The following is a 24,366-nucleotide window of genomic DNA, read 5'->3' as shown; positions in this document are numbered from 1 at the left end:
ACTTGCGGGTCGATGCACCGTACTCACTTCTGCCGCAGGACGAGCGGAATTGCATCTGCTGCAACATAATTGCTCGGTTGAGAGCGAGTATAGCGCCCAGTAAAGCGCGTCCCGCGGACATCGGATCACACCTCAGAAAGGGTGCTGTCTCGACACTTACGTCTGGCGCATCATTGTCGCATCTAGTACAACAGGATGGTGGGCGTCGAGTTGCCGGGGTCAGCAGCGCTGTCGCTGGTGTCGAAAGTGCTTCCGTTGGATCCAGAAGCCACGGTCTTCACCGCGATGCTGTCTGGCTGGGCTGATCAGCAGCGAGCCCGGGTGTGCAAGCCACCGACGGTGCAGGCGCGGGCGAGCGTGGTGCGCCGTTTCGCCGAGTTCACCGGGACGTATCCCTGGCAGTGGCAAGCAGATGACGCGGATGCGTTTTTCTCCCAACTGCTTTCCGGTGCGGAGCCAAAAGCTGACTCGACGGTACGGGGATACCAAAACGCATTGCGGTTGTTCGGCGACTTCGTTACTGACACGCGATATGGATGGGCGTCTTTGTGCGCTGAGCGGTTCGGGCAGGCCCCGGCACAGATCCTGCATGACTGGAACACCGTGCGTCACGTCAACGAGTTTGAGGGGCGGCCGGGACGGCGCCCGCTGAGCTATGACGAGGTTCAAGAGCTCTTCGATGCCGCCGATGGCTTGGTAGATCAGGCGCGACTTCGCCACCGCAAGGGAGCGTTGTCAGCGTTGCGGGACTCGACGCTGCTGAAGACCGTCTACGCGTATGGGCTGCTCTCCGGGGCTCAACCAGATGCAGCGGCGTGATTCTCTGAGTTTGTGCAGTTCAGAAGCTGATGTTGGGATGCTATCTGCTGCAACAGGTGTGGTGCAAGTCGACTCGCGGTTTCAGCGGGGCCGGCCTGGCGCGTTGAGTCGGGCCATGAGTTCGCGGTTGGTAGCGCGGGCGGCGGCGAGGTCTTCGTCGCGTTCGTCGAGTTGTTGTTGTTGGTCGAGGACCTGCTGTTCGAGATGGGTGATCCGTTGGTGGAGTGCATCGATGTCGGTTGGGGCGTCGAGCCCGGACTCGCGCCATGTTTGTTCGCCGAGTGCTTGGGAGAGCCGCTGCTCGAGTTGGCGGATGCGGGCGTTGAGCCGGGCGGCGCGTTCGTGGGCGGCGAGCAGGTCGGCCTGCAGTGAGGCTTGGGTGACCGTGGGGCCGGTGTGTTCGTCGGGGACTGGATCTGTTTGCAGCGCATGGATTTTCTCGAGTAGGTCGCGGTACCGATAGAGGAATGTGCGGTCGACTCCGGCCGCACGAGCGATCGCGGCCGCGCTGAGCCGGTCGCCGGCGGCTGCGGCTTGGTCGATCGCGGCCAGCACGCGCCGGCGTCGGCGCATCGAGTCGCCGCGACGGCCGTCGAGCATCGATCGGGTGCGTGTGCTCGACGAGACAGATTGTGCGCGTGTGTGATTCGACGTGGTGTCGGTGGTTGTGGTCATGCGGTGGCCTCCGAAGCGGGGGTTGCTGGTGCGGGTGGGGTGGCGGCGAGGGTGGGCATGCCGAGCGGGACCGTGTGGGCCGCACGATGACGACGCACGATGGCGACCGCGTCGTTGATCTGCGCTCGCTCCGTGTCGTCGAGTTCGGCGATGTCGCCTTTGATCCTGTTGATCAGTCGCCGGATTCGGGTGATCTCCTCCTCGGTGGGGGTGGCGTCGGCGCGGGCCCATTCGTCCACTCCGTCGATGGTGGCGGCCAGCCGTTCGCGGGTGCGCAGCAGGTCGTCCAGGTATGCCTGCAGGTCGGGCAGGAAGGCGATGTTGGTGCGGAAGTGATCGCAGCCGACGCAGCGGAATCGGATCGGGCAGGCACCGCCGCCGGCCTTGACGTTGGTTGGTTCGGTGCAGGTGCCGTCGGGGACGGCGACCTCGCCGATGGCGTGGCGGGCGCGCTCGGAGTCCAGCAGGGCGTGTGCGTCACGCCAGATCCGGTTGCCGTGCCGGTCGAAGCTGAGCGTGGTGACCGTGTCGACGGCGTCGCGGCGGCGGTCCTCGCCGATGCGGTAGTAGCGGCGGGTCACCGAATAGCTTCGGTGATCGAGCAGTTCGGCCAGGACGTCGATCGGGATGCCGGCGTCGGCGTGGCGTTGGGCGTAGGAATGGCTTGTCTCCGCAGTGGCTGTGTGCGGTCGGGTTCGTGTTGCGTTTGACGTGGCCGATTCTCGGCGTGGAGTTCGTGACGCTGATCGCCGTTCGTGTGGCGATAACGCGAAACCGATTGTGATGGACGTCACTGCCGGGTCGGTCAGCATGGTCCCATTACCCTCTGCTGGTATTTCGGGCGATTCGACGCGAGGCGGGTGATGCCTGCCGCCGGGTCGTTGGCCGTGCGGAGCCGAAGGATCTCGTCGTGCTGGGCAGCGATCCGGGCCAGGGCCTGGCTTCGGAAGTTGGTGAGCTCCTGGATTGTCGAGTTGACGTGGGCGAGGTTGTTTTTCAGCTTCTCGACCTCCGTCTTGAGGCGTTCGATCTGTGCGGTTTTCGGGTCCGGGGTTTCTCCGGCCTGCTGAAGCTGCTGGAGGCGGTGCTCGAATTCGGCGCGTAGGTGTGCGTAGGGCCGGGTGCCGTAGAAGGCGGTGCGGTCGACCCCGGCTGATAGTGCGAGGGTCTTGATATCGCAGTTGCCGCCGGGTGAGATCTCGCCGCGCAGAAGCCGGTCCATGGCGGCGCGGATGCGGTTCTCGTTGTGGATGCGTTGGGCGGCAGTGATTCTCATGCCTGTTCCTCGGGTGCGCTGGTTCCTGTGGCAGTGTCGATGCTGGTGATGACCTGGACGGCGCGGTCGTAGTCGGCCTGCAGACGAGCGCGTTCGGCGGTTCGGGTTTTGCCGAGTTGGCCGAGGAAGGTTTTGGTGCGTTCGGCGTGCTCGGCCCAGACGGGCCGGTGGTGCTGGTGGTGGGTGGCCTGCGGGCAGCGTGCGGAGTCACACATGCCGATCATCGGCCGGTCCGCGGTCAGGGTGCCTGCAAGTTTCAGGCAGAGCGCGCGGGAGGGGTCGGTGAACCAGCAGTAGTTCGCTGGGCCGAGGTGCAGCGCCGTGGCGCGTTTGGACAGCAGGTTGAGGATGTCGCGGTCGTTGCGCTGGATCTTCGGCGCCGCAGTGGCTTTGGTGTTCGGGTCGGTGTCGATGGTGGCGAAGAATTCGGTCAGGCTGCGGGCGCCGGGTCCGGCGGGCAGGATGCCTTGCTGGTAGTTGCGGAACTCGGCCAGCACGAGCTTGAGTATGTGGTCGGCCTCGAGCTTGTTGACCTCGGCCAGCAACTCTGCTTGAGCGCCGCCCGGTCGAGCCGCGTAGCCTTCCGTTGTCGCCGCGGCGATATGTTTGAGGTGCAGTTTTGCGGCGAGGACACCGCCAGGCCGGTAAGCCATCTCCAGGGCAACCGTTCTTCTGAGCATACGCAGTGCTACTGGTTCGTCGGGGATCGGGACGAGTCCGAGACGGGCTCCGGCCGGGGAATTCACCCAGGCGCGGAACCAGAGGTAGCGGACTCGGAAGCTGAACCGGGACAGCAGGAGAACACCGTCACGCGGGTCGTCGTGGAGCTGCTCGATGAGTTCGATCGCGCGGTGGACCGGTTCGATGACGACCCATTCGTCGTCGGTGCCGCCGAGGCCCTGACCTTTGATGATTTTGCTGGCGATGCGATAGCACTTCAGGCCGGAGATCGGTTCCTCGACCGGGCGGCAGCCGACCCGCAGTTCCATCAGCTCACTGGCCCGCATTCCGGACGCGCCAGCCAGGACAACGATCGCTGCGGTGCGGGCGATGCCGACCATGGCGACCGCTTCGGACCGGTGCACTGGCAGTGTCCAAGGCAGCAAGGTCGCACCATCGGCGGCCGGGACTTCGGCGGCGTTGCGGCCGAAGATCTTCTCGACTCCGACGGTGTTGAGGGTGTCGATCAGCGGTTTGCGCAGTGTGGGCATCCATTTCGCCCAGAACTGGACGTATCCGGCCTGCCGCGCCAGGGTCCCGGTGGAGACCGGCAGCAGCGGGTCGTTCGCGTCCCAGCCAGCCTTGAGTCTGCGGTTGACGTCGTGTTCTTCGAGCATCGGCAGCGGTGTGTCGGTCGCCCTGTGGTCGGCCAGCAGCATCGTGATGTCGCTGACCATCGCCGGGGAGCCGTGACGAAGCCCGGGGGCTCCGGTAGCCCAGACACGGTCGATCTTGCGGATCTGCTCGTTCAGCTCGACAACGTGCGGGCCGAGGATCTGCACCAGGTGCAGGGCCGCGGCCAGCATCGGCTGCAGCACTTCGGCAGGAACGGCAGGTGTCTTGTTTCCGTCGCGACCAGAAGGCATTTCGGCGACCGCGGATGCTGTTGCGCCGCCCCAGGGGCGCAGATCGGCCGGAACCCGGTCGGCGGTGAACAGGTCACGGTAGTCGACCAGATCGACGATCATCTGCGCGGCTGCGCGCCGGACGCCTGGGCTCTGCTCGCCAACGATGACGCCGTCGGGGTCGATCACGTAGCGTCGGAACGCCAGGTATTCCTCGCAGAGGTGGGTGTCGAGCTCGGTGAGGGCAGTGATGCCCCGCTGATCGAGCCAGCCGAAGAACTTGCCGGCCTCGTAGAGGCGGCTGTAGCAGCTGGTCAGATGCAGTGGGGTGCGGTAGGCGCGTGGCAGACGGACCACGGCATTGTGATTCGGGGCCAGCAGCGCCAGGATCAGCTCCTTGGCGACCAGCCGCCAGCGGGTGTCGGTGATGGTGGTGAAGTCGAATCGGCGTCGGTAAAGGGCCATTTGGACCGGGAGCCCGACCACGTCGGTGAAATCCCACAGGTCGTCGTCGAATACCGGTCGTGGCGTGCCGCCCGGCAGCGTGAGCCCGGCGTCGCGGCAGATGTCCGCGCCGGTGAACGGCGACCGTGGTTGAACGCCGGGTGCTGCGGTCGCGATTGTGCTCGTCATGCGGTGCGTTCCTCTGGGCGCAAGGGGATTTCGTCGTCGCTGTCGGTGACGCGTGCGGCTGCGACAGCGAGTTCGGCGGGGTCGAAGCGGTCGAGGATCTGGTCGATCCGGGCGGCGTAGGGGCCGAAGACGGTCATGAAGTGGGCGGCGGGCATCTGCTGCCACTGGCGCGAGAAGAATGCCTTGAGCCGCAGCAGGTTCACTGCGTGCCGCGGAGCGAACACCGCCAGCGGGCAGAGCAGGCAGACCCAGGGACGTGCCGGGCATGGTTTGCCTGCCGGCCCGTGTAACCCGGCCAGCTGATCGGCGCAGGCTGCGGTGAACACATCCCGCGCGCCACCGACCAGCTCGGCGAGCACGCCTTCGTCGAGCTTCATCACCGCCAGCAGCTGCGGGTAACCCTCGGCGAGCGCCGCCGCGTCTTCCTCGGTGATCACGGCCGGAGGGTGCGCGCGGCGGAGGATGTCGTGCTGGGCGTCGGCGATGATCGTCTCGACGGCGTGGCGTTGACCGGGAGTCGTCGCCGACAGGTAGTGGTCACCCTCGACCGCGGGCGTGTGGTTCGGGTCGATCGTGGCGCGCGCATTCCCGGTCCAGGACTTCTTGTCCCGCATCGCGTGATGGGTGGTGCGGATGCGGGACCGGTGCAGTTTCATCGGCTGACCGTCGTCGCCGACGATGCCATGGCGGCGCATCCACCGGCCAATCGCGGACCGGTTCACGTCATCGAGGCGGCGGGAGTAGCCGGGCTGGCTCATCCCCAACCACAGCGTGGTGCGCTCGTCCGGCGGCACGAAGCTGCGCAACAGCGCCGAGTGCGCCAGCCACTGCTCGAGCAACCGCACCGCCGGCCGCGGCAACGTCGCGCTCTCGGCGGCGGTGCGCCGTTTGATATAGGACAGCAGAACAGTCGAATCCCCGGCCCAGTCGATGTCCCCGATGTCCAAGTCGGCGATGCCGTCGGGGACGATGCCGGAATAGATCCCGAACAGCAGCCGGTAGGCGATCACGACCTCGAGATGCGGGAACATCGCCAGCGCAGCCTCGTGGAAGACAGCGATGACTCCTCGATGACGGAAAACGTTGATGGACATGCCAATTTCCTCAGCAGCTTCGCTGCTGCCAAGCGGGCCGAGTGTCGACAACAGCCAGCAGAAGTTCTGATGAGTCCACGCACCCGTGCCCGGATGCCGCCCTCCGGCGGCGGACGCCAGCGCGCGCCGATGTGCCGCGTAGGAGTCGTCGACCTGCTGTCGGCAGGCCATGGTCAGCCGCTGCCATGCGCCCTCGGAATAGGGCGGCAACGGGCGCCGATTGCGCTGAATGTTGAAGTGCCGCCCTGCGGCCAGCTCCAGCACCCCCTCGCCGAGACGGCCGCCGGATCGCGCATAACCTTCCACCAAGTACCGAGTCAGCGCCTCCAGCCAGTTCGGGCCCGCCATCCAGAACTGCGCCAGCTGTCCGCGCCGCAGATCGCCGACACCGCCGGTGAAACCCTGATCAGAAAGTGTTCGCACCATCCTGTGCAACCCACGCACGTACTGGTCGACGGTGCCAGCAGTATCGACGCTGCCGTGAGGATGGATCAGCTCCACCAACCCGGTGGCCAGATCACGCACCAACCCGGGGTTCGGCAACCCCGTGAGATCGAATGCAGCTCTGCTGCCGTCGCTGAACACGCAGGCCAAACGCAGCGGATCATCGAGCACCGTCGTCGGCATCACAGCTCCTCTTCGGTGTCGTCGTCGAACTCGGCGTCGGCTTCCCGCTGTGCGGCGGTATCCTCGGTGAGTCCCGCTGCGGCTCCGGCGGTTTCGTAGGCTTGCCGGTAAATCCGCGTCGTATCAAGACGTTTCAGGTATTTCTCGGTCGTCAGAACCGTGGAATGCCCGAGCAAATCGCGCAGCACCAGCAGCGGGTCGGCCTTGGTCAGGTAGAACACCAGCGCTGCGTCGGCGTCGGTGTCGCATACCAGCTTCGCTGCCTGTCGGTAATAGCCGGTCACCAGATATTCCAGCGTCTGCATCGAGAACGAGTGGCGGAGTCGGTGCGGGTGGACGTGCGGGAACCGTGGTTCGAACCGTGCGCGGATCCGGTCGGAGGTGCGTTCGAACACCGTCGCCCACGCCGTGAACGGGCCACCATCACCCTTCACCGCTAGCAGGCACGACCCGCCCTCGGGTGCCACCAGCCGCCGTCGCTCGGCCGGGGTGAGCGACTCCCAGGACCGGCGGACGCCGTTGATCCGGCCGCCACGGGCGTCCGGTTCGGTGACCTGCAGCGGTTCGCCCCGGCGTCGTGGTGGCCGCCAGGCCGATCCGTCGGTGACGGCAGCGCGGTCGAGCTGCAGGTAGTCGTGCAGCCCGGCCAAGGCGTCGTAGGAGATCCAGGTGGTTCTGAACTTGCGGCCCTTGGTGATTCCCGCAGGCACCGGAAACGGGATCGGGATCACCGTCGGCGCCGGCGGCAGAGCCGGGATTTCCCACGGCAGCAGATGTGTGAACTCGCCCAGCCGCAACCCGGTCGCCAGCGCGAGGTCCCCGATCGCGGCGTTGCGGGTCATCTCCCGGCCCGCGAACCCGGTGTCGCGGGTGCCATCCGGCGCCAAACCGCGCAACCCCTTCCGGAACAGGTCGGTGAAGTCCGGCTCCAAATACTTGATGGTCACATGCGGTTTCGGGGTGCGGCGCACCGCCAAGTTCACCCGGACATCGCGGCCGGTGCCGGCGAAGACCGCTCGCGCGGATCGGTAGGTGAACGGCTCCGCCTCGGCGTATCCCTCGTCCATCGCCCACCGGTAGAACAGCGACAGGATGCTCATGTGCTGCGCCCACGTGGTCGCCGCGAATCTCGCCCGGATTGCTCCGGCGGCGCGGTGCTCGGCGTATCGGCTCAGCCCTGCCTTGAGCCGGTCTCGCGAATCGAACAGGCCCACACCGTGTTCGGCGAGGAATTCCGTCCATTCCTTGACCGCCCGCGCGTAGTTCTCCCACGAACTCGGCGCCGGAGCCCCGCTGGCCGGAAGCAGCCGCAACCACCGATTGATCACCGTCGTCGGCCGCGGCACGGCCGGGCCGTCCTCGAACAGCAAGTCGTCATCGATCAGCACCGGCATCCCCTCTGGGATCACCGGCCGGTGCTCGACACCCCAGGACTGCCAGCCCTGCGACGAGAAAAAGCTCAAGATCACGACTGGAGACCATACAAACACCACACGGCCTCACCAAAGCAGAAACGCCGAGCACGCCCGGGCCTTTCAGGCCAATCGCAACACGGGAACTAAGCGGGGACAATGTGCCGGTAGGCGTAGGGCACGATCTTGGTCATGTCAAACTCGACTCCATCGCGGGTGCGCAGTGTCGGCAGGTCGGCCACCCAGTCGCGGTGGCGCGCCTGCAGGGTGGTTCTGCTGATTGCCTTGTGCCCGTCGGGATTTCGATAGGGCGTGGGCAGCAGCTTCAGCTTCGCGGCCAGGGTGTGGGGGAAGCGTTGACGGATTCGTTGTTGTTGGCCGGTGATCACCGCGGCGGTGGCCGTGCTGATCGGCAGCCGTCGGCCGAGCCGGTTGGCTTTGATGTTGTCGTAGACCAGTACGTCGCCGCCGTCTTTGTCGCGGGCCAGGCAATCCAGCGGCAGATTGAGGATGTCCTCGGGGCGGCGGCCGGTGTCGATGCCGATCTGGGTGGCGACCCTGACCTCGACGGGTTCGAGGGAGTCGAGGTTGGCGCACAGGACGGCCATGATCTCCGGTGGCAGGCATCGGCCGGGCTCGCCGCGTTCGGGGTCGGCGGGGATGTCGGCGCGTTCGATGGCGCAGTCGCCGGGCAACCCGGCCGCCGGCCGTCCGGTTCTCGTCAGCCCCAGGGATCGGATCCCGGCCAACACCTGCCGCATGTCACGGCAGATCATGTTGCGGCGGTAGCGACCGATCTGGCCGGTGAACTCCAGATGGCCGAGCCGGTTGAGGAATCCCTCCAAGTCGGTCCGGCCCAGCGCGGTCGGGTCAAGCCCGTGATCGGGTCGGCGATGCAAGTGCTCGGACAGCAGCCCGATGCTGTTGATCTTGCCGCGAACGCGAGAGGCGCCGCTGCCGCGGTGCTGGGGCAGTTGCTCGGCAGCCCACCGCTTCGCGGCCCCGGCCAGCCAGGGCTGGGTGATCTTGGTGAACGACAGCGTGCCGGGGTACCGAAGATCGCCAGATCCCAGCGGTCCTTATCCTGCTCGACACCCGGATCGGCCAACACGCGGCGGGCGTCGCGGGCGAACGAGGCCAGCACCGAGCGTGCACGCTTGCCGGGAGCCAGGCCCGGATCGCAGTCGTGGATCGAGCCGACCTGGTGGCGACGCAGCGTGTCGCAGACCGCTCGCAGCACAACGTCGGTGAGCCGCAAGCCATCCCTAACACGGGTCTGCAAGCCCGTCAGCACTTCCACAACTACCAGGGAAGGCAGCGCCCGCAGGTTGACCTGCCCCGGCTCGGCCACGCCCGATTCCCGGACCCGCCACCACTGTTCATCGAGTTCGGCATGCTCTTGCTGGTCCACGCTCCATCGCTGATAGTGGGTCGTGCAGTAGCCGATCGCGCCGTCGGCCGTGCGGGTGCACGCCGGCACCAGGCATGCCGGCAGCGGCGGCCTTGGCCGCACTCGCGGATCGCTCACGAACTGTTCCAGCGAGATCGGGATGCGCCTGCCCCGGAACTGTTGGGCGTGCGGTTCACACATCACCGCGTCCCGCACCGTCGGCGTGCACCGGCACTGCGGGACGGCGCAGCGTTCCGCGGGAACCGGTGCGGCGGGCAGGCTTTCGGCAGCGGCGATGTCCTCGACGCTCATGCCCATGCCGGTCAGCCTGGTGAAACATCGGTGGCAGATCTCGGGGGCGTCGTTGTGGACGGTTCCGACGCATCGTTCCACCCGGCACACCTTCCGGCCGAGCAGCCGATGCTGCGCGGGCAAGTACAGCACCCGGGTCACCGGATCCCATCCGGCCTCGTCAAGCAGTCCTTGGTCCAGCGCCCTGGCCAGGTGCGTGGCCGCGCCACTCAGGGCGGCCCCGTCCAACACATGCGCGAACTTGCAGGATTCCTCATCGCCCGGGATCGTCCTGGCCGACGTCACGGCGGTCACCGGCTCGCTCCGGTCTGTTCGCGGGGGCTGGGCACCGCGTCCACCGCGGCCCGCAGTCGAGATGCGTCCGGATGCAGGTAGATCTGGGACGAGGAGACAGCCGCGTGTCCGAGCAAATCAGCGACCACGTCGATACCGGCCCCGGCGTCGACGACGTTGCTGCCGTAGGCGTGTCGCAGCTGGTGCGGGCGGACCGGGGTGTCCAATCCGGCCCGGCGGGAGACCGCTGCCATCAGCTCGCCGATCGCGTCGGGCCGCATCGGCGCGCCGACGCGGCCGCGGAACAGGTTGACGAACACGAAATCACTACCCGCCGCGGCCGGAACTCGCATGCGCTCGAACTCGTAGACGTCGAATGCTTGCACGACAAGGAAATCCAGCGGCACCACCCGCTGTCGGCGCGATTTGGCCCACGCCCCGTTCGGGTTGTCGTCTCGGCGCACCACATGCAGATGCGCCCGAGCGACCTCGCATCCCAACCGGCGCGAATCCACCAGCAGGTGCACATCACTGCGCCGCAGCCCGCACACCTCGCCCCGACGCAGCCCGCCCCTGGCCATCAGCAGCACGATCAGCTTGTCCCGCGTGGACCGGCAGGCCCGCAGCAGCGCGACGATCTGCTCATCGCTGGCCCGATCGATCGTCGTTTCCGGTTCCCGCAACCGGTGCCGGGCCCGCATCCGCCATGCCAGGTGGCCATCGTCGTTGCGGGCTTCCGCCGGCAGGTCTCGGTCATCGGCCACCTCGTACAGCATCGACACCAAACCCGCCGAGCCGTTGCCGGTCGCGACCGCGTGCACCACCATCCCCCGCACCGCGGTGAGCACCCCGTTGATCCGCGATGGGCCCCGCGCCGGGGCGGCCCCCGGACCGGCCAACACCACTCCCGAAGCGACGTCATCGACGCCCGCTGGCCAGCGGTCCGGCATGGGCCAGCCACGTCATGAACAACGCGAACTGCTCGACACCGGCCTGCCAGGACCGGCCCGTCCTGGCGCACCAGCGCAGGAACAACGCGATCGCGTGTGCATACGCCTTCGTCGTGGATTCCGCGCCGTCGCGGCCGAACCGCTGATGCCGCAGATACTCATCGGCGATGCCGACTACCTGCAGATCCTCATCCAGCACCGTCCAATACCGTTGCCCGGACGGCAAACTCACCGGAAACGCTCGCATGGGCCCTCGCTTTCAAGTCGACAGTCAGAAACGACTACCAGCCACGAGCACCACACCCACGGAGAAACGCCGCACCGCCCACCAGATCACCCACTACGAGCGACGTCATGCAACAGGTCGCAGACCCCCGGAGAAGGCTTGCGGCGCCAAGAGGCGGTGGGGCTAGACCTGGTGGATCTGAGATCGAATCCAAAGCTACCGTCCTACGGGCGTTTTGGCGGCGTATTCGTCCGATTCGGAAAAGCGTCCCGCGGTAGTTCGCCGAAGCGACGCGTCGTGCTGACGGTGCCGGAAATGGACTGGATTGTCCAGGTTTTCGAGTCCTACCTGGAGGAGGTTCGTCCATGCTTTCGAGCGGGCCGGCATCCGGCGTTATGGGTCACCGAACGTTGCGGCCGTCTCTCCAGACGCGCCGCGAACGAGGCCTTTGTGGCTGCGCGTGACGCCGCGGGGTTGCCGCAGGAGCTGGACCTGCATTCGCTGCGCCAGACCCTACGTCACACACCTGACCGAATTCGATTACCCGGAGCGCTTCGTGCAAGTTCTCTCGAGCCCGCACAGGGGTGTCCACGACGTGCAACACGCACGTGGCGTTGGCGGCGATCTTCGTGGCGGAGGTGGTTATCTGCAGCGGTCCATCACGCAGATTCCACGGAGGTTTGATGCTTGTGCAACGGGTACTGATGCCCACTTCGTCGCTTGAATCCTGGACGGTCCTCGGCGACGGAGGCGGCTCGGTGGAGCCAATCGAGCGCTACCTGGCCTATCTGACCGACATCGAGCGGTCCCCGAACACGGTCAAGGCCTATGCGCACGACCTGAAGGACTGGTTCGTCTTCCTCGACGCTCGCAGCCTGAACTGGCGCGAGGTCCGATTGGAGGATCTCGGGGAGTTCGTGTCCTGGCTGCGGCTGCCGCCGGCTGGCCGGGCTGGCGCAGTGGTGCTGTTGCCCTCGGCTGAGCATCACTGCTCTGCGGGAACCGTCAACCGGAAGCTGGCGGCGATCAGCGGCCTCTACACGTTTCACGCCCGGCACGGAGTCGACCTCGGCGACTTGGTCACTGAACTGCACCCAGGTCGGCGCCGGCGCTCGGGATGGAAGCCGTTCCTCTACCACCTGAGCAGCGGCCAGCCGGAGCGGCGGCGCACGATCAAGCTCCGGACCCCGCGTCAGCATCCGACCATTCTGACCGCCGGTCAGGTGCAGGCGATCCTAGATGCCTGCATCCACCTGCGGGATCGCTTGTTGTGGGCGTTGTTGTGGGACACAGGGATTCGGATTGGTGAAGCGCTAGGTCTGCGTCACGAGGACGTGGCCGCTGCCGAGGGTGAGTTGACGGTCGCGCCGCGATCCAACGACAACAGGGCGCGCGCCAAGTCGGCGACACCGCGCACCATCCCGATCAGCCCGCAGCTCATCCGCCTCTACGCCGACTACCTGCACGACGAATACGGCGATCTGGACTCCGACTACGTGTTCGTCAACCTCTGGGGCGAACCGTTCGGGCACCCGTGGGGCTATCCCGCGGTCTACGACCTGGTGTTGCGGCTGCGCCGGAGCACCGGCATCGACTTCGATCCCCACTGGTATCGGCACACCTACGCCACGCGTTTGCTCCGCCAGAACACCCCGATCGAGGTCGTCAGCACGCTGCTGGGACACTCCTCGATCGCGACCACGATGGACATTTACGGGCATCTGTCCGTCGAGGACGCCCGCCGGGCTCTGGAGGCGGCCGGCTTCCTGACCGGGCAGGAGGTGCAGTGGTGACCGCGGCAGTCCCGCCGCTACCGTCGGCTGCGGCTCCGGGCTTGCTGCGCAAGCTGGTGGCCGCGGTTCGACCGGAGTTCCGGGTGGACATCCTCGTTCCCGAGCGTGGTGCGCTGGTGTTCGACACCGCGCCGTGCCGGGTGCCGGGCTGCGTGCGCCAACCGCGCACCCGCGGGCTCTGCAAAGGCCACTACGTCGGTTGGCAGCAAGAAGGCCGCCCGGACATCGACGTGTTCGCCACGACTGCAGCACCGGAAGGGCTCGGGCGCAAAGAGCTCACGGTCTGCGCCGTCCAGGGCTGCCGGTACGGAGGTGCTCGCCGGGGTTTATGCCCACGCCACCAAGGGTTTTGGGAACGGTCCGGCATCGCCGACCGAGACGTATGGCTGGCTGCCGTTGCTCCGGTGGATGATCCCGATCATCCCGTCTGCGCGTTGTCCTATTGCACGCTATGGACGCAGGGACGGTCGCCGTTCTGCGTCAATCATCGGTCCCGATGGGCAGCGGTGGGATGTCCCGACATCGACGAGTTCATCGTGCTCTGCGAGTCCTATGGCGACGACCGGTTCGACTTCCGACCGTTCGGTGATCGCCGACAGCTCAAATTGGAGATGCAGTACGCGCTGCAGTGCCGGCACGATGAACGCCAGGTCAAGACTCCCGCTGCCGTCGCGCGTCCTGTCATCGCACTCACGGCCGCCAGTGGGGTGGCCTCGCTGCTGGACTGGCCGATGGCACGTTGGATCGAGTTCTTCGACGCCAACCACGCTGCGCAACACGGCCAGAACGGACAGCTGGCGTTTCTGCGTTACGCCTATCGCTGTCTGGAGGACCTGCACTGCGGCAGCGGGTGGGAGGCCGAGTTCCCGCGCGACGTGTGGGAGCTGCACCGGCTCGGCGTCGAGGGCCGCAAGCGGCTGCGCTTCGACGGCATTGCGCAACCGTGGCTGCGGGATCTGGCCAAGCGGTTCGCCCGCTGGCGGTTAAGCATCGGACGCAGCCCCAACCAGACCTACATCGACGTCCAGGCGGTGACGCGTTTGGCCGGCTTCTTGGCGTCCCCGCCGGTCGACATCACCAGCCTGGCCGGCATCAACCGCGCGGTATTGGAGCGCTACCTGGCCGACCTGTCCACCGACCCCCGGGCACTGCACTCCCGCAGCCGCGACATCAGCTCGCTCGGTGCGTTCCTCGACGCGATCCGCCGCCACGAGTGGGACCACGACCTGCCCGCGAGTGCCGCGTTCTATCCCGACGACTTCCCCAAACCCGCGAAACGCCTGCCCCGCGGGCTGGCCGAGCACATCATGGCCCAGGTCGAACAGCCCGCGAACCTCGACGGATGGAACAACCCCGAGAGTCGGCTGCTCACGATCATCCTGATGCGCTGCGGACTGCGCGTCGGTGACGCCACCAAGATCGCCTTCGACTGCGTCATCCGTGGCGGCGACGGAGCTCCCTATCTGCGCTACACCAACGGCAAGATGAAACGCGAAGCTCTCGTCCCGATCGACGAGGAAGTCGAGCAGGCCATCGCCGAGCAACAACAGCGGATCCTGCGCCGCTGGACCAACGGCAGCCCCTGGCTGTTCGCCGCTCCGAAGATGAACCCAGACGGCCGCCGGCCGCTGACTACGCCCTCCTACCGCGGCCAGCTACGGGACTGGCTGGCGCGCTGCGAGATCCGCGACGAGCACGGCCGTCCAGTGCATCTGACTCCGCACCAATGGCGGCACACCTTTGGAACACGGTTGATCAACCGGGACGTGCCGCAAGAAGTCGTACGGGTGTTACTCGATCACTCCAGCGGTGAGATGACAGCTCACTACGCCCGCCTTCACGACACCACCGTCCGCCGGCACTGGGAGTCCGCCCGCAAGGTCGATGCCAGGGGCCAAACCGTTGCGATCGACCCCGACGGCCCACTGGCCGAAGCGAACTGGGCCAAGCAACGGCTCGGGCGCGTGACCCAAGCATTGCCCAACGGCTTCTGCGGGCTGCCAGTTCAAAAGACCTGCCCGCATGCCAATGCTTGTCTGACATGTCCGATGTTCGTGACTACGCCCGAGTTCCTGCCGCAACACCACGAACACCGTCAGCAAGTCCTGCAGATCATCTCCGCTGCCGAGGCGCGCGGTCAGTTACGCCTCGTCGAGATGAACCAACAAGTCCTGGGAAACCTCGACACCATCATCACCACACTCGAAACCGACTCCGGTTCAGAGGAATTGGATTCTGCTGATGCGGGCTGACAACACCCGGCACCTCATCGTCGCCGCCCGACAACGCCACGAACTCACCCGAGCCAAGGCGATCCAGGCATTGAGGACCCTCGACGCCGAAGGGCGCCCGGTCACCTTCGAGGCCGTGGCTCAAGCAGCGGCGGTGTCTCGGTCCTGGCTCTACGCGCAATCCGACGTCCGAGCTGAGATCGAACGGCTTCGCGCTGCCCACCGTCGAGCACCCGCGACACCGGTCCCCGCGCGGCAACGAACCTCGGACGCCTCACTGCTACGCAGGCTCGAAGCCGCCAACCAGCGCAACCGGAAATTGGCCGAGGAGAACCGCACGCTCCGAGACCAACTCGCCCGAGCACTCGGCCAGCAGCGCACCGCATCCGAAACCACGTCAACCCGCACCCCCCGGAAACGTCTCAGCTCGATAACGATCGGTCCCTGCTGAAAGGCCTCCCCCATGACCCCACCTCAAACGTCGACGACAACGTCCACAACGAAACACCGCAGGTCAAAGCCCCGAATAGGCCAGCGGCTCAAGATAATTCAACACCAAGTCGGACATTCCTATGCGAGCACCACGTCGATCTATAGCCACGTCTGACGAGTACCGCAACCGTTTGCTCCGTGAAGCGCTCACCAAACGCGGCATTGCCGTCGGGGAGGATCAACCGTGATCAAGAAGATGGGTTATCAGTGGCGGCTGCGGGCGCTGATGGCGCAACGGGAGCTGTACCAGACGACTGATCTGGTTCCGCTGTTGGCCGAACGTGGCGTGGTCCTGTCGCGAGAGCAAGTGTTTCGCCTGGTCACTGCGCCTCCCCAACGGCTCTCAATGGACGTGCTGGCAGCGTTGTGCGACATCTTGGAATGCTCGCCCAACGACCTGATCGAAATCGAAGCCGTCAATCAATCGGTGAAGAAGGCGGCCGGGGACTCACCGCGGGAGGTGCCGAAGGTGCGGCGCACGACTGTGCGTCGACCTGACCGCAGCTCATGAGAGGATCGGCGAACTTCAGGCCCGACGCGTGGGATCGAGTCCGCGCTCACGTAGTCCGCGCTCTTGGCGACCTATCGCTTGCAGATGCCGACCGCCTCCTGAAAGCTGCTCGTGTCGACCGGCCGAAAACGCTCAATCAGGTCGACGCGTACCTGGCCGCTCATGGCGACGGAGTGCTCAACCCGGACGCGTCCTGCCCGCGGGGGCTTATGCGCTTGACGCACGTACTGGTGGCTGATGGCCACGCGTCGGTGAAGCCGCCGGCCTGTACGAATTGTCAACAGCGCGTGTCTCTGACCGCGATCGGTCCGACCGGCCGCATTTGTGGTCGCTGCAGAGATCTCGATCGATCGTTCACGTGCGCGCGATGCGCAAAGACCTCTGTCAGCAGACGCGTCAATCTTCCCGACGGACCCGTGTGCACGAACTGTTACAGCCGCGACCCGTTGTCGCGCAAGGAATGTAGCATCTGCGGACGCCTCCGTCCCCGGGCACGTCGACTCGTCGACGGCGGCGTGCTGTGTCCCACGTGCGCGCCACCGCGCCTATACACCTGCTCGGGATGCGGACAACGGCGCCGCGCCCCGTACGTGGCATCGGAAGGACGCATCTGCACGAACTGCTACGCCAAAGCCAGCACCGTGTGGGTATGCGGATTATGCGGAGCCACCCGGCGCCGCCAAAGCAGCAGCGTCCTCGGCCCGCACTTGTGCGGCACCTGCCGCGCCATCACAACGAGGACCTATTCCGGGATACGTTCACCACACTCGAAATCCACCTGCGCGTTCTGCCGACAACGGCGCGTTGTAGCCCGCCATTGGCCAGCGGGGCCTGTCTGCACACCGTGCGTGCGCAAGGCGAAGATGTACCCGTCACCATGCGCGGCGTGCGGCCAGCAGGCGGTGCTGATCGGATTTGACCCCGACGAGCGCCAAATCTGCGGGCCATGTTCTGGCTCCACGCTCGACTACCGCTGCGCCAATTGCGGTCAACCGGGTATTCGCGCGCATAATCGATGTAGCCGCTGCCACACCGCCGAATTACTGCACAACGCCTTAGCCGGGCCGGATGGCCAGATACCGGCGCAACTGAAGCCACTGGCGGACGCTCTTGCCAACGCCAATGATCCACGCAGCGTCGCCGTCTGGCTCGGCAAGAGCGCCGCCGCGGAGCTCCTCATGAATCTGGCGCGCACCGGACAGACCATCACTCACCACGCACTCGATCAGCTCCCACCCGGTGGGCATGTCAACTACGTACGTGAAATCCTCGTTCGCACAGCAGTATTGACGCCGCGTAACGAATACCTCGAACGTATCGAGCCATGGGTGGATCGCCACCTAGCCAACTATCCCGCCGAACACGCACGGCTGGTCCGCAGCTACACCATCTGGTACCTCCTGCACCGAGCCCGCCGAGCCAAACAACCACTAAGCAATCCCGGGTGTCAACGGCGGGGTGGCTTCTAGTCAACGTCGCAACAGTTGATGGTCTGGTGAGGTTAGCAGCGCGGTGAAAAGTTCGGCGGGACTGCGGTCTTCGAGGGTGTGGCGGGGGCGGTTATTGATCTCGTATTCGACAGCGCGCAGATGGTCGGGTGTGTAGGTGCTTAGGCTGGTGCCCTTGGGGAAATATTGGCGTAGCAGCCCGTTCGCGTTCTCGTTGCTGCCGCGCTGCCACGGCGAGCGGGAGTCGCAAAAGTAGACCGGCACGCCGAGGTCTGCGGTGATGTCGGTGTGTCGGGCCATTTCGATGCCCTGATCCCAGGTGATCGATCGGATCAAGTTCGATGGCAGGCCACCCATGGTCGTGGCGATCGCGATACGCAGGGAGTCGGCGTCACGGGTGGGAAGGTGCATCAGCCGAATCAGGCGGGTCTGGCGCTCGACCAGGGTCCCGATCGCCGAGCGCTGGTTCTTGCCGACGATGTAGGGGTCGGACCGGGGCGCGGTGCCGGGATTGCTCCTGGCCCGTTTCCCCGGCCCGCCCTCCGCACCGGACGTGCGACTCTCGTCGCATCCGGCGCTCCACGGACTGCCACCGTTATGCGGGGACCGAGGTCGCCGCTGTGCTGGTCCACGGTGTGGGGATGTTGCTCGCCCGCCACCGATACCGAGTGATCGGAACGGTGGTGGTATCGAACATGACGATCCCATTCTCTTGCGGACGATTGCCTGGCCTTCCGGTCAGGAACCGCCGGTAGAGCTCCGCCCACGTGATCCGCTTGTGCCGTTTGAGCAGCCACTGGGTGACCCGATGCCAGGCAAAGGAATCGAGGTATCCGAAGGTTGCCTTCGACACACCGTGACGGAAATACGCACACCATCCTCGGAGCACCGGGTTGAGGCGTCCGAGGAGATCAGCAAGGCCATGATGACGTGCCTTCTTGGTCAGCGCCCGCACCTTCGTCATGATCGAAAGCAGCGCCTTCTTCGACGGGTAGGTGTAGACAGCTGCCTTGTTCGTGCCCTTCTTGCGGCGCCGCTGGATGCGGAATCCGAGAAAGTCGAACCCCTCGTCGAGGTGGCATACCTGGGTCTTCTCCACGGATAGCCGTAGCCCCAGTGGGGCAATGACATCCGCGACTTCGTCCCATAATGCGTCCGCGTGCGCTTTGGTTCCGGCCACCATGATCACGAAATCGTCGGCATAGCGGACGATCCGATAGGTGGCCCCGCCACGTTTGCGATGGGCATCTCGCCGCTGAGATGTCCGATGGGCATCCCATTTCACACGGAAATGTGCGTCCAACACCGTCAGAGCGATGTTGGCCAGCAGCGGTGAGAGTATGCCACCCTGGGGTGTGCCGGTATCAGATTCCCTGACCGTTCCGTCGCCAGACATGATGCCCGCCTTCAGGAATGCCTTGATCAGGGCCAGGACCCGCTTGTCGACGATCCGCGTGCGTACTCGTTCCATGATGGCGGAGTGAGCCAGTTCGTCGAAACACGCCGCGATGTCAGCCTCGAAGACCCAGTGATAGTTCCGGGTCCCCAAAGCATGTATCTCGGCGATCGCGTCCTGAGCGCGACGTCGGGGACGGAAACCGTAACTGACCGGCTCGAAATCCGCCTCGAAGATCGGCTCCAACACCAACAGCAACGACGCTTGAACCGTGCGGTCCATCGCCGTGGGAATACCGAGCCGCCTGAGTTTGCTGCTCCCTGGTTTGGGAATGAGTATCTCCCGCACCGGAAGTGGAGCAAATGTCCGTGCCTTCAGTTCGGTTCGAACGTGGCTCAGGAACGCCACCGTCTCGGCATCTCCGGTTATGGACGCAGGAGTCAGCCGGTCGACACCGGCTGAGCGTGCGCCCTTGTTGCCCCGCACCCGTTCCCACGCGACGGTGAGAAAGTCCGGGTGGTGGACGAGGTTGAACACATCATCAAAGCGGCGGTCGGAATCTTCGACCGCCCAGTGGTGCAGCTTGCGTTGCATCTGTCGTACCTGCCATGCCGCCTGATCGGGATCGGGCCATGACAGCTCACCGGTATTCACCAGTGCCTCCGTTCGTGTCGTGTTCGCTGCATCAATTCCGCTGGGGCCCTTCGCCATGCACGAGGCTTTCCCCCGCTCGGACTACTACGGCCCCTCCGCCCCACCGCGTGGCCATCGACAGACGACGCGTCAACCCGGATTCGGCGCCCTCGGCTGAGGACGACGACACGGGAGCCTCGCGATGGTTCCCACGTTCACTGCTGACCGCTCGAGGAGGGAGGTGCCCAGCTATGCCCCTGCGATATCGCCACGGCTACGCCGCAGGCATTCACCGTGGCCTCCAGCGGCAGCGACCTAAACCGCAGCCGGAGTTCCCAACACCGAGACGCCAGTGGTGTTGGTGCGCATCGCAGACCAGCCCGAATCCACCGGGTTAGAGCTGGCGGGAGACTTGAGAGGCGTTAAAACACTGGTTCCTCGCGTACACCTTCTCCTCATGCTTGCCGGACCCAGGCCATCCGGTAGTGCCGGCCTGTCCCGTCGTTGTCGGGGCTGCTTACCACCCTCGCCGGCGTCTCCCGGTCCAGGCTGCCCCCAGCTTCGTTACGCTGCTGCGACAGCACAACGGCGCAGGTCTCTCACCTCCGCTCGGTCACACAGCGCCTCGTGGCGCACGAGGTCACCTTCCCAATGCCCCGGCTGGCTGCGGTCGGCGGGAGCGAATGGCCGCTGATGGATCGACAACATCGGCTGGGCGAACCTCGGACGCCGCCGACCCGGCCGCTGGTGCGCGCGGCGATGGGTCCTGCCAGTGCGCAACGGACCCCGGTGTGACGACCTGACCTGTGGCGGCCGTATCAAGCGCGAATGGGGTTGGTACACAGCCCGGTAGATGCTTTCGTGGCACAACCACATCAATCGGTCCTCGGGGTATTCGCGCCGCAAGTGTCGGGCGATCTGCTGCGGGCTCCACCGTTGAGCGAGGAGCTCGGCGATCAGGTCACACAGGGCGGGATTCTTGTCGACCCGCCGCTGGTGACGACGCGCTCTGCGCTGAACCGCCCAGCGGTGGGCTTCAAACGGCCGGTACTGGCCGTCGCGGCGGCTGTTGCGGCGCAACTCCCTCGATACGGTCGATGGTGCCCGGCCAAGCGTGGTGGCGATCTGCCGAACACCCATGCCCGTGCGGCGCAGATCGGCGATGCCGATCCGCTCCTCTTCGGATAGATAGCGATCGCTGATCTGGCGCACAGCCAAACGATCGAGTGCGGGCACGAATCCCACGGCCTCGCCACGCCGATAGGTTTTGTACCCCCTTGCCCAATTGTTTGCTGCGGTACGGGACACACCGACTTCACGACCCGCCGCCAAGATGGACCAGCCCCGGGCGCGCAGCTCCGTAAATCGCTCACGCTTGGCGGACTGTGGCCGTCGGCCCGGGCCTTTTTTCACGCGACGCGACGATGACAACACAACCTCCAGAACCTAGAGAAGTGTTGCGACCGCCCCTAGAAACCACCCGGGGACACGGGGTCAGTTTTCAGACGACGCCGACACCGGGGCAGCACGCATTCGCCGCCAGGTGTGCGTCGCACTGGAATTCCTCGCTTGGCTCGAGACCCGGGGACGCACCCTCGCCACCATGGACCAAGCAGACATCGACAACTGGTTGGCCCACGGCACCTGGCGACACCGAGAGATCCGGCCCTTCCTGCACTGGACAACTCAGCGTCGCATCACCCACGGCGCCTCCGCGCCGGCCAACCGACCCAGCCCGCCCTCGGTGTTCATCGACGAAGCCACGCACCTCGAGCAACTCCGCCGATGCCTCAACGACAACACCATTGACATCGATGTGCGCGCCAGTGGTGCGCTCATCCTGCTGTACGGAATCACCACCATGCGAGTACTCGGGTTACGACAGAACCAGATACACACCCAGGACGGCCACACCTACCTCACCCTGCGCGACCACGAAATGGTGCTGCCTCCTAAGCTCGCCCAACTGCTCGCACAACTGCCGCGTCCAACCCGGCGCTCGACCCTGCCCGAACCCTCAACACCGGACCGGCTCCTGTTTCCCGGACGAACACCAGACCGCCCAGTCAACTCGGGCGTGTTCGGCAAGCGACTCAAACATAGCGGCCTGACAATCCGAGGCGGTCGCAACACCGGCCTCATCACAATGGCAGCCGAGTTACCGGGCGCAGTTCTGGCCGACCTACTCGCCATCGATATCGTCACCGCGACCCGCTGGGCGGCATATGCCAAACGCGACTGGAATCAGTATCTTGCCACCCGAAAAGCGGGCTCTACCTAGCAATTGCGCCTGCCCCACTAGGGTTAGCCCATTTGATCACCGGTGGTTGCCGTTACAAATATGGTGTGGGGTTTCGGGTTACCGGCCGGGTCCTCCGGGCTGTGGACGTGGCAACGGCCGCGGCTGCCGCCGAGCGCGATGGTTCATCGCGGTCCGCGATTAGTCGAATCCGGCTAGTGTGATTCTCAAGGCTTGTTCCAGTTGAATGTGGAGCGGTGGACTCGTTTTGGTGTCCGTGCTAAGCCAGCGCCGAAGTATGAATTGTGCAGTGGCCAAACCCGTGTGGACCAGCAGCGAGGGGCGGATGTCGGTCACCGCGTCGACGTCCATATGCGTAGCGACCAGTTCGATGAGCCGGTGGTTATCGTTCTCGCTGATCAGCGCCGATTCGCCCAGTAGGTGGGGGGCGGTCCGGATGGCTTCTCGCCAGTATTGCAGATTCTGATTTGCTTTGTCCCAAGCGGTTTCGATAAGCAGACGCATCAGAGTTTCGGTTGCTGATGCATCGGACGGCTGGGCGCGGTAGGACGCAACGATTTCGGCGACCGTTTGCCGGACGGGTGCGACAAGCAGGTCTTCCTTGGTGGGTGCGTAGCGGAAGTAGGTACTGATCGAGATTCCGGCCGCGGCCGCGATGTCCTCGGTTGTCACGGCAGCGAATCCGCGTTCGGCGAAAAGCTGGTGTGCGGTGTTCTGGATCTCGGAGATCAACTCGGCGCGGCGTCGGTCCCGTAACGAGCGGATGTTTGCTGACGGCATGCCATCACCTTCGTCAATGTGACATTCCAACTGCATTATGAGCTATGGTACGAACAGTAGCGTAGCGAAACCGAAAGTACTGGGGGTATTTCCTTGCCGGTGTCGCAGCGTCGGGTGCCGTGGGTTGCGTGGGGAATTGCGGCTACCCGCATGAGTATTCGCTGCCGAGTGCGCCCGGAAGCGTCCGCCGATCGGGTCCGCGTTTCGCACCGCGGTCTGGACGGCACAGCTTCAGTACCCACTCATGGCTGTGTCACCAGTACGCTCGTGCTAGCCCCGTTTACCGCACTCGCGGCTCTTGCAGTTGCGCTTGCGGCTGCACGCATATCCAACGGTCTGCAAAGACATCGTCTTCCCCGAAGGGGGATTTGAGGAATGTCATCCCGCCACCTCCTCGTCGAAAGGTCTATCCCCGAAGTGAAGTCGTAGTGTCGGTTGACGTACCGTTCCGCGCGGCGCCAGATTCCGAGACCGGTACCGGGGGCAGCACCGCAATCCTCGATGCTGCCCGAGCGGTCGCAACGGCGGGCGGTTTCAAGGCCGTGCGTCTCAAGACGGTGGCCAAGCAAGCTGGCATCACTGTCGGGTCACTGTATGACCATTTCGCGTCGAAGACCGACCTGCTGGTGACGCTGCTCGCCCGTGAGTTCGAGCGGGTGAATCAGGAACGCGACTGGAGCACGTGCGCCGCTTCCCCGAGTGACCGACTGGGATCGTTGACAGCGCGGCTCCACGACGAGTGGCAGCAAAACCTGCAGCTCACCGAGGCCGTGGTTCGGGCATTCGTTATGGCGGGCACAGACGAAGCCTTGACAGTGCAACACGCCGCCGACGTCGTCGAAAGCATGCTGGCGCGCACGGTTGGTGGGCCGACGCAGGGAGCTTGCGAGCGACAGATCGCCGGAGTCATCGCAGATATCTGGCTGGCCAATCTAATGGCTTTCGTCGTCGGACGGGCGACAGCAGCGGAGGCGCGCGAGCGCATTGATCGAGGTCTGCAGCGCATTCTTGCTGCGTGGAACGCGAGCTAGAGCGCATAGCAATACTAATAGTATCGGTGCGCTACTAGCGGTAGCATAGGTAGGTGACTCGCCGGTGCGTCGAAGGGAGTTGTTATGTACACGCAATGGATCGAGCAGTGCACCGTGCAACGAGTCTCGCTGCACGAAGGGCTGGTAGTCGACCTGGACGATCACAACCAGCTGGTGATTTCCCGACCGATGCGGCTGACCCTCCCTCCGGCAGCAGGCTGGCCTGAGGAAGAAGTGTTGATCGACCCTATCAATCTTTCGGCCGAGGAGCGGCCACTGTTGGACCTGGCCGGAGCGATCTGCACGCGTGCCTGGTGCGACGACGACGGTGCGCTGCATCTGTGTTTCTCCCGCGGCCACCGCATCGATGTCGACCCGGATGCGGCGGCGACTTCGTGGGAGCTCTATGGCAAGTGCCACGGCTACATGGCGTGTCTGCCGCGGGGTCGAGTCCGGGTGATTCGGCACGACCTTCCTGTTGACGAGAATGACTTAGACGCAACACAATCAGTGGCCATGGCGCATCAGTAGCCGCGCGC

At 65.3% G+C, this 24,366-nt stretch carries 22 protein-coding genes and 2 pseudogenes; 10 read left to right on the top strand and 14 right to left on the bottom strand.

Annotation, left to right across the window (positions count from 1 at the left end; translation table 11 throughout):
• Positions 1-198: 198 nt before the first annotated feature.
• Entirely contained in the window at positions 199-819 is a 621-nt protein-coding gene (locus I2456_RS24330; RefSeq protein ID WP_225325865.1) for a hypothetical protein, read from the top strand.
• Between the two features lie 81 nt (positions 820-900).
• On the opposite strand, the gene I2456_RS24325 is transcribed toward I2456_RS24330, so the two are convergent.
• The 10 genes from I2456_RS24325 to I2456_RS28765 all read right to left on the bottom strand — a co-directional run bounded on the left by I2456_RS24325 (position 901) and on the right by I2456_RS28765 (position 11,273).
• Positions 901-1,494 carry a hypothetical protein gene (locus I2456_RS24325; RefSeq protein WP_007172182.1) on the bottom strand — a complete coding sequence of 198 codons (594 nt, stop codon included), beginning with the start codon at positions 1,492-1,494 and terminating at the stop codon, positions 901-903.
• Positions 1,491-2,306, bottom strand: a complete 816-nt coding sequence (locus I2456_RS24320; protein ID WP_231588340.1) for a transposase — start codon at positions 2,304-2,306, stop codon at positions 1,491-1,493. The genes I2456_RS24325 and I2456_RS24320 overlap by 4 nt, the downstream gene beginning before the upstream one ends.
• Positions 2,300-2,770 carry a hypothetical protein gene (locus tag I2456_RS24315; RefSeq protein WP_007172184.1) on the bottom strand — a complete coding sequence of 157 codons (471 nt, stop codon included), beginning with the start codon at positions 2,768-2,770 and terminating at the stop codon, positions 2,300-2,302. Before I2456_RS24315 ends, I2456_RS24320 begins: the two co-directional genes overlap by 7 nt.
• Positions 2,767-4,968 carry a site-specific integrase gene (locus I2456_RS24310; protein WP_047324007.1) on the bottom strand — a complete coding sequence of 734 codons (2,202 nt, stop codon included), beginning with the start codon at positions 4,966-4,968 and terminating at the stop codon, positions 2,767-2,769. The genes I2456_RS24315 and I2456_RS24310 overlap by 4 nt, the downstream gene beginning before the upstream one ends.
• Complete coding sequence (locus I2456_RS24305; protein WP_007172186.1) at positions 4,965-6,689, bottom strand: hypothetical protein; 1,725 nt, start codon at positions 6,687-6,689, stop codon at positions 4,965-4,967. Before I2456_RS24305 ends, I2456_RS24310 begins: the two co-directional genes overlap by 4 nt.
• Positions 6,689-8,158, bottom strand: coding sequence for a tyrosine-type recombinase/integrase (locus tag I2456_RS24300; RefSeq protein ID WP_162839945.1), 1,470 nt, complete (start codon positions 8,156-8,158; stop codon positions 6,689-6,691). The genes I2456_RS24305 and I2456_RS24300 overlap by 1 nt, the downstream gene beginning before the upstream one ends.
• Positions 8,159-8,247: 89 nt before the next feature.
• Positions 8,248-8,877 (bottom strand): hypothetical protein, encoded by a 630-nt coding sequence (locus I2456_RS28770; RefSeq protein WP_007172188.1) that lies wholly within the window; start codon positions 8,875-8,877, stop codon positions 8,248-8,250.
• Positions 8,874-10,097 (bottom strand): hypothetical protein, encoded by a 1,224-nt coding sequence (locus I2456_RS24295; protein WP_007172189.1) that lies wholly within the window; start codon positions 10,095-10,097, stop codon positions 8,874-8,876. The genes I2456_RS28770 and I2456_RS24295 overlap by 4 nt, the downstream gene beginning before the upstream one ends.
• Positions 10,094-11,026, bottom strand: coding sequence for a tyrosine-type recombinase/integrase (locus I2456_RS24290; RefSeq protein WP_007172190.1), 933 nt, complete (start codon positions 11,024-11,026; stop codon positions 10,094-10,096). Before I2456_RS24290 ends, I2456_RS24295 begins: the two co-directional genes overlap by 4 nt.
• Positions 10,995-11,273 (bottom strand): hypothetical protein, encoded by a 279-nt coding sequence (locus tag I2456_RS28765; protein ID WP_007172191.1) that lies wholly within the window; start codon positions 11,271-11,273, stop codon positions 10,995-10,997. Before I2456_RS28765 ends, I2456_RS24290 begins: the two co-directional genes overlap by 32 nt.
• A gap of 135 nt (positions 11,274-11,408) precedes the next feature.
• Here I2456_RS28765 and I2456_RS28760 point away from each other — a divergent pair.
• The 6 genes and pseudogenes from I2456_RS28760 to I2456_RS24265 form a co-directional block, all read left to right on the top strand.
• Positions 11,409-11,976: pseudogene (locus tag I2456_RS28760) on the top strand (tyrosine-type recombinase/integrase); the annotation flags it as partial.
• Complete coding sequence (locus tag I2456_RS24285) at positions 11,936-13,045, top strand: tyrosine-type recombinase/integrase (RefSeq protein WP_007172192.1); 1,110 nt, start codon at positions 11,936-11,938, stop codon at positions 13,043-13,045. The pseudogene I2456_RS28760 and the gene I2456_RS24285, both read left to right, overlap by 41 nt.
• Positions 13,042-15,297, top strand: coding sequence for a tyrosine-type recombinase/integrase (locus I2456_RS24280; protein WP_007172193.1), 2,256 nt, complete (start codon positions 13,042-13,044; stop codon positions 15,295-15,297). Before I2456_RS24285 ends, I2456_RS24280 begins: the two co-directional genes overlap by 4 nt.
• Positions 15,287-15,727 carry a DUF6262 family protein gene (locus tag I2456_RS24275; protein WP_007172194.1) on the top strand — a complete coding sequence of 147 codons (441 nt, stop codon included), beginning with the start codon at positions 15,287-15,289 and terminating at the stop codon, positions 15,725-15,727. Before I2456_RS24280 ends, I2456_RS24275 begins: the two co-directional genes overlap by 11 nt.
• A gap of 225 nt (positions 15,728-15,952) precedes the next feature.
• Positions 15,953-16,279, top strand: coding sequence for a helix-turn-helix domain-containing protein (locus I2456_RS24270; RefSeq protein WP_007172195.1), 327 nt, complete (start codon positions 15,953-15,955; stop codon positions 16,277-16,279).
• 848 nt (positions 16,280-17,127) lie between these two features.
• Positions 17,128-17,748, top strand: a complete 621-nt coding sequence (locus I2456_RS24265) for a hypothetical protein (protein WP_007172196.1) — start codon at positions 17,128-17,130, stop codon at positions 17,746-17,748.
• On the opposite strand, the gene I2456_RS24260 is transcribed toward I2456_RS24265, so the two are convergent.
• The 3 genes and pseudogenes from I2456_RS24260 to I2456_RS24250 form a co-directional block, all read right to left on the bottom strand.
• Complete coding sequence (locus tag I2456_RS24260; protein ID WP_241007797.1) at positions 17,749-18,435, bottom strand: IS30 family transposase; 687 nt, start codon at positions 18,433-18,435, stop codon at positions 17,749-17,751.
• Complete coding sequence (gene ltrA, locus I2456_RS24255) at positions 18,323-19,777, bottom strand: group II intron reverse transcriptase/maturase (RefSeq protein ID WP_033711551.1); 1,455 nt, start codon at positions 19,775-19,777, stop codon at positions 18,323-18,325. Before ltrA ends, I2456_RS24260 begins: the two co-directional genes overlap by 113 nt.
• 612 nt (positions 19,778-20,389) lie before the next feature.
• A pseudogene (locus I2456_RS24250) lies at positions 20,390-21,190 on the bottom strand (IS30 family transposase); the annotation flags it as partial.
• A gap of 169 nt (positions 21,191-21,359) precedes the next feature.
• On the opposite strand from I2456_RS24250, the gene I2456_RS24245 reads away from it, so the two are divergent.
• Positions 21,360-22,037 (top strand): hypothetical protein, encoded by a 678-nt coding sequence (locus I2456_RS24245; RefSeq protein WP_174814221.1) that lies wholly within the window; start codon positions 21,360-21,362, stop codon positions 22,035-22,037.
• A 159-nt stretch (positions 22,038-22,196) separates the two neighbouring features.
• On the opposite strand, the gene I2456_RS24240 is transcribed toward I2456_RS24245, so the two are convergent.
• A complete protein-coding gene (locus tag I2456_RS24240; protein ID WP_033717415.1) occupies positions 22,197-22,796 on the bottom strand; it encodes a TetR family transcriptional regulator in 600 nt (199 codons plus the stop codon).
• A 542-nt stretch (positions 22,797-23,338) separates the two neighbouring features.
• On the opposite strand from I2456_RS24240, the gene I2456_RS24235 reads away from it, so the two are divergent.
• Together I2456_RS24235 and I2456_RS24230 are read left to right on the top strand one after the other, a co-directional pair.
• Positions 23,339-23,827, top strand: coding sequence for a TetR family transcriptional regulator (locus tag I2456_RS24235; protein WP_241007796.1), 489 nt, complete (start codon positions 23,339-23,341; stop codon positions 23,825-23,827).
• Between the two features lie 84 nt (positions 23,828-23,911).
• Positions 23,912-24,358 carry a DUF6188 family protein gene (locus I2456_RS24230; RefSeq protein ID WP_007172201.1) on the top strand — a complete coding sequence of 149 codons (447 nt, stop codon included), beginning with the start codon at positions 23,912-23,914 and terminating at the stop codon, positions 24,356-24,358.
• Positions 24,359-24,366: the final 8 nt, after the last annotated feature.

Origin of the sequence: Mycobacterium kubicae (genome assembly GCF_015689175.1) — a bacterium.
Classification (GTDB): Bacteria; Actinomycetota; Actinomycetes; order Mycobacteriales; family Mycobacteriaceae; genus Mycobacterium; species Mycobacterium kubicae.
The sequence above is the reverse complement of the archived record's forward strand: the minus strand, read 5'-3'. Positions and strand labels throughout refer to the sequence as shown.

Excerpts from the sequence above, each read along its gene's own strand:
- I2456_RS24325 (WP_007172182.1), bottom strand. The coding sequence starts at position 1,494 with ATGACCACAACCACCGACACCACGTCGAATCACACACGCGCACAATCT.
- I2456_RS24320 (WP_231588340.1), bottom strand. The coding sequence starts at position 2,306 with ATGCTGACCGACCCGGCAGTGACGTCCATCACAATCGGTTTCGCGTTA.
- I2456_RS24315 (WP_007172184.1), bottom strand. The coding sequence starts at position 2,770 with ATGAGAATCACTGCCGCCCAACGCATCCACAACGAGAACCGCATCCGC.
- I2456_RS24310 (WP_047324007.1), bottom strand. The coding sequence starts at position 4,968 with ATGACGAGCACAATCGCGACCGCAGCACCCGGCGTTCAACCACGGTCG.
- I2456_RS24305 (WP_007172186.1), bottom strand. The coding sequence starts at position 6,689 with ATGCCGACGACGGTGCTCGATGATCCGCTGCGTTTGGCCTGCGTGTTC.
- I2456_RS28770 (WP_007172188.1), bottom strand. The coding sequence starts at position 8,877 with ATGATCTGCCGTGACATGCGGCAGGTGTTGGCCGGGATCCGATCCCTG.
- I2456_RS24290 (WP_007172190.1), bottom strand. The coding sequence starts at position 11,026 with ATGCCGGACCGCTGGCCAGCGGGCGTCGATGACGTCGCTTCGGGAGTG.
- I2456_RS28765 (WP_007172191.1), bottom strand. The coding sequence starts at position 11,273 with ATGCGAGCGTTTCCGGTGAGTTTGCCGTCCGGGCAACGGTATTGGACG.
- I2456_RS24285 (WP_007172192.1), top strand. The coding sequence starts at position 11,936 with ATGCTTGTGCAACGGGTACTGATGCCCACTTCGTCGCTTGAATCCTGG.
- I2456_RS24275 (WP_007172194.1), top strand. The coding sequence starts at position 15,287 with ATGCGGGCTGACAACACCCGGCACCTCATCGTCGCCGCCCGACAACGC.
- I2456_RS24260 (WP_241007797.1), bottom strand. The coding sequence starts at position 18,435 with ATGGGATCGTCATGTTCGATACCACCACCGTTCCGATCACTCGGTATC.
- I2456_RS24245 (WP_174814221.1), top strand. The coding sequence starts at position 21,360 with ATGGACCAAGCAGACATCGACAACTGGTTGGCCCACGGCACCTGGCGA.
- I2456_RS24240 (WP_033717415.1), bottom strand. The coding sequence starts at position 22,796 with ATGCCGTCAGCAAACATCCGCTCGTTACGGGACCGACGCCGCGCCGAG.
- I2456_RS24230 (WP_007172201.1), top strand. The coding sequence starts at position 23,912 with ATGTACACGCAATGGATCGAGCAGTGCACCGTGCAACGAGTCTCGCTG.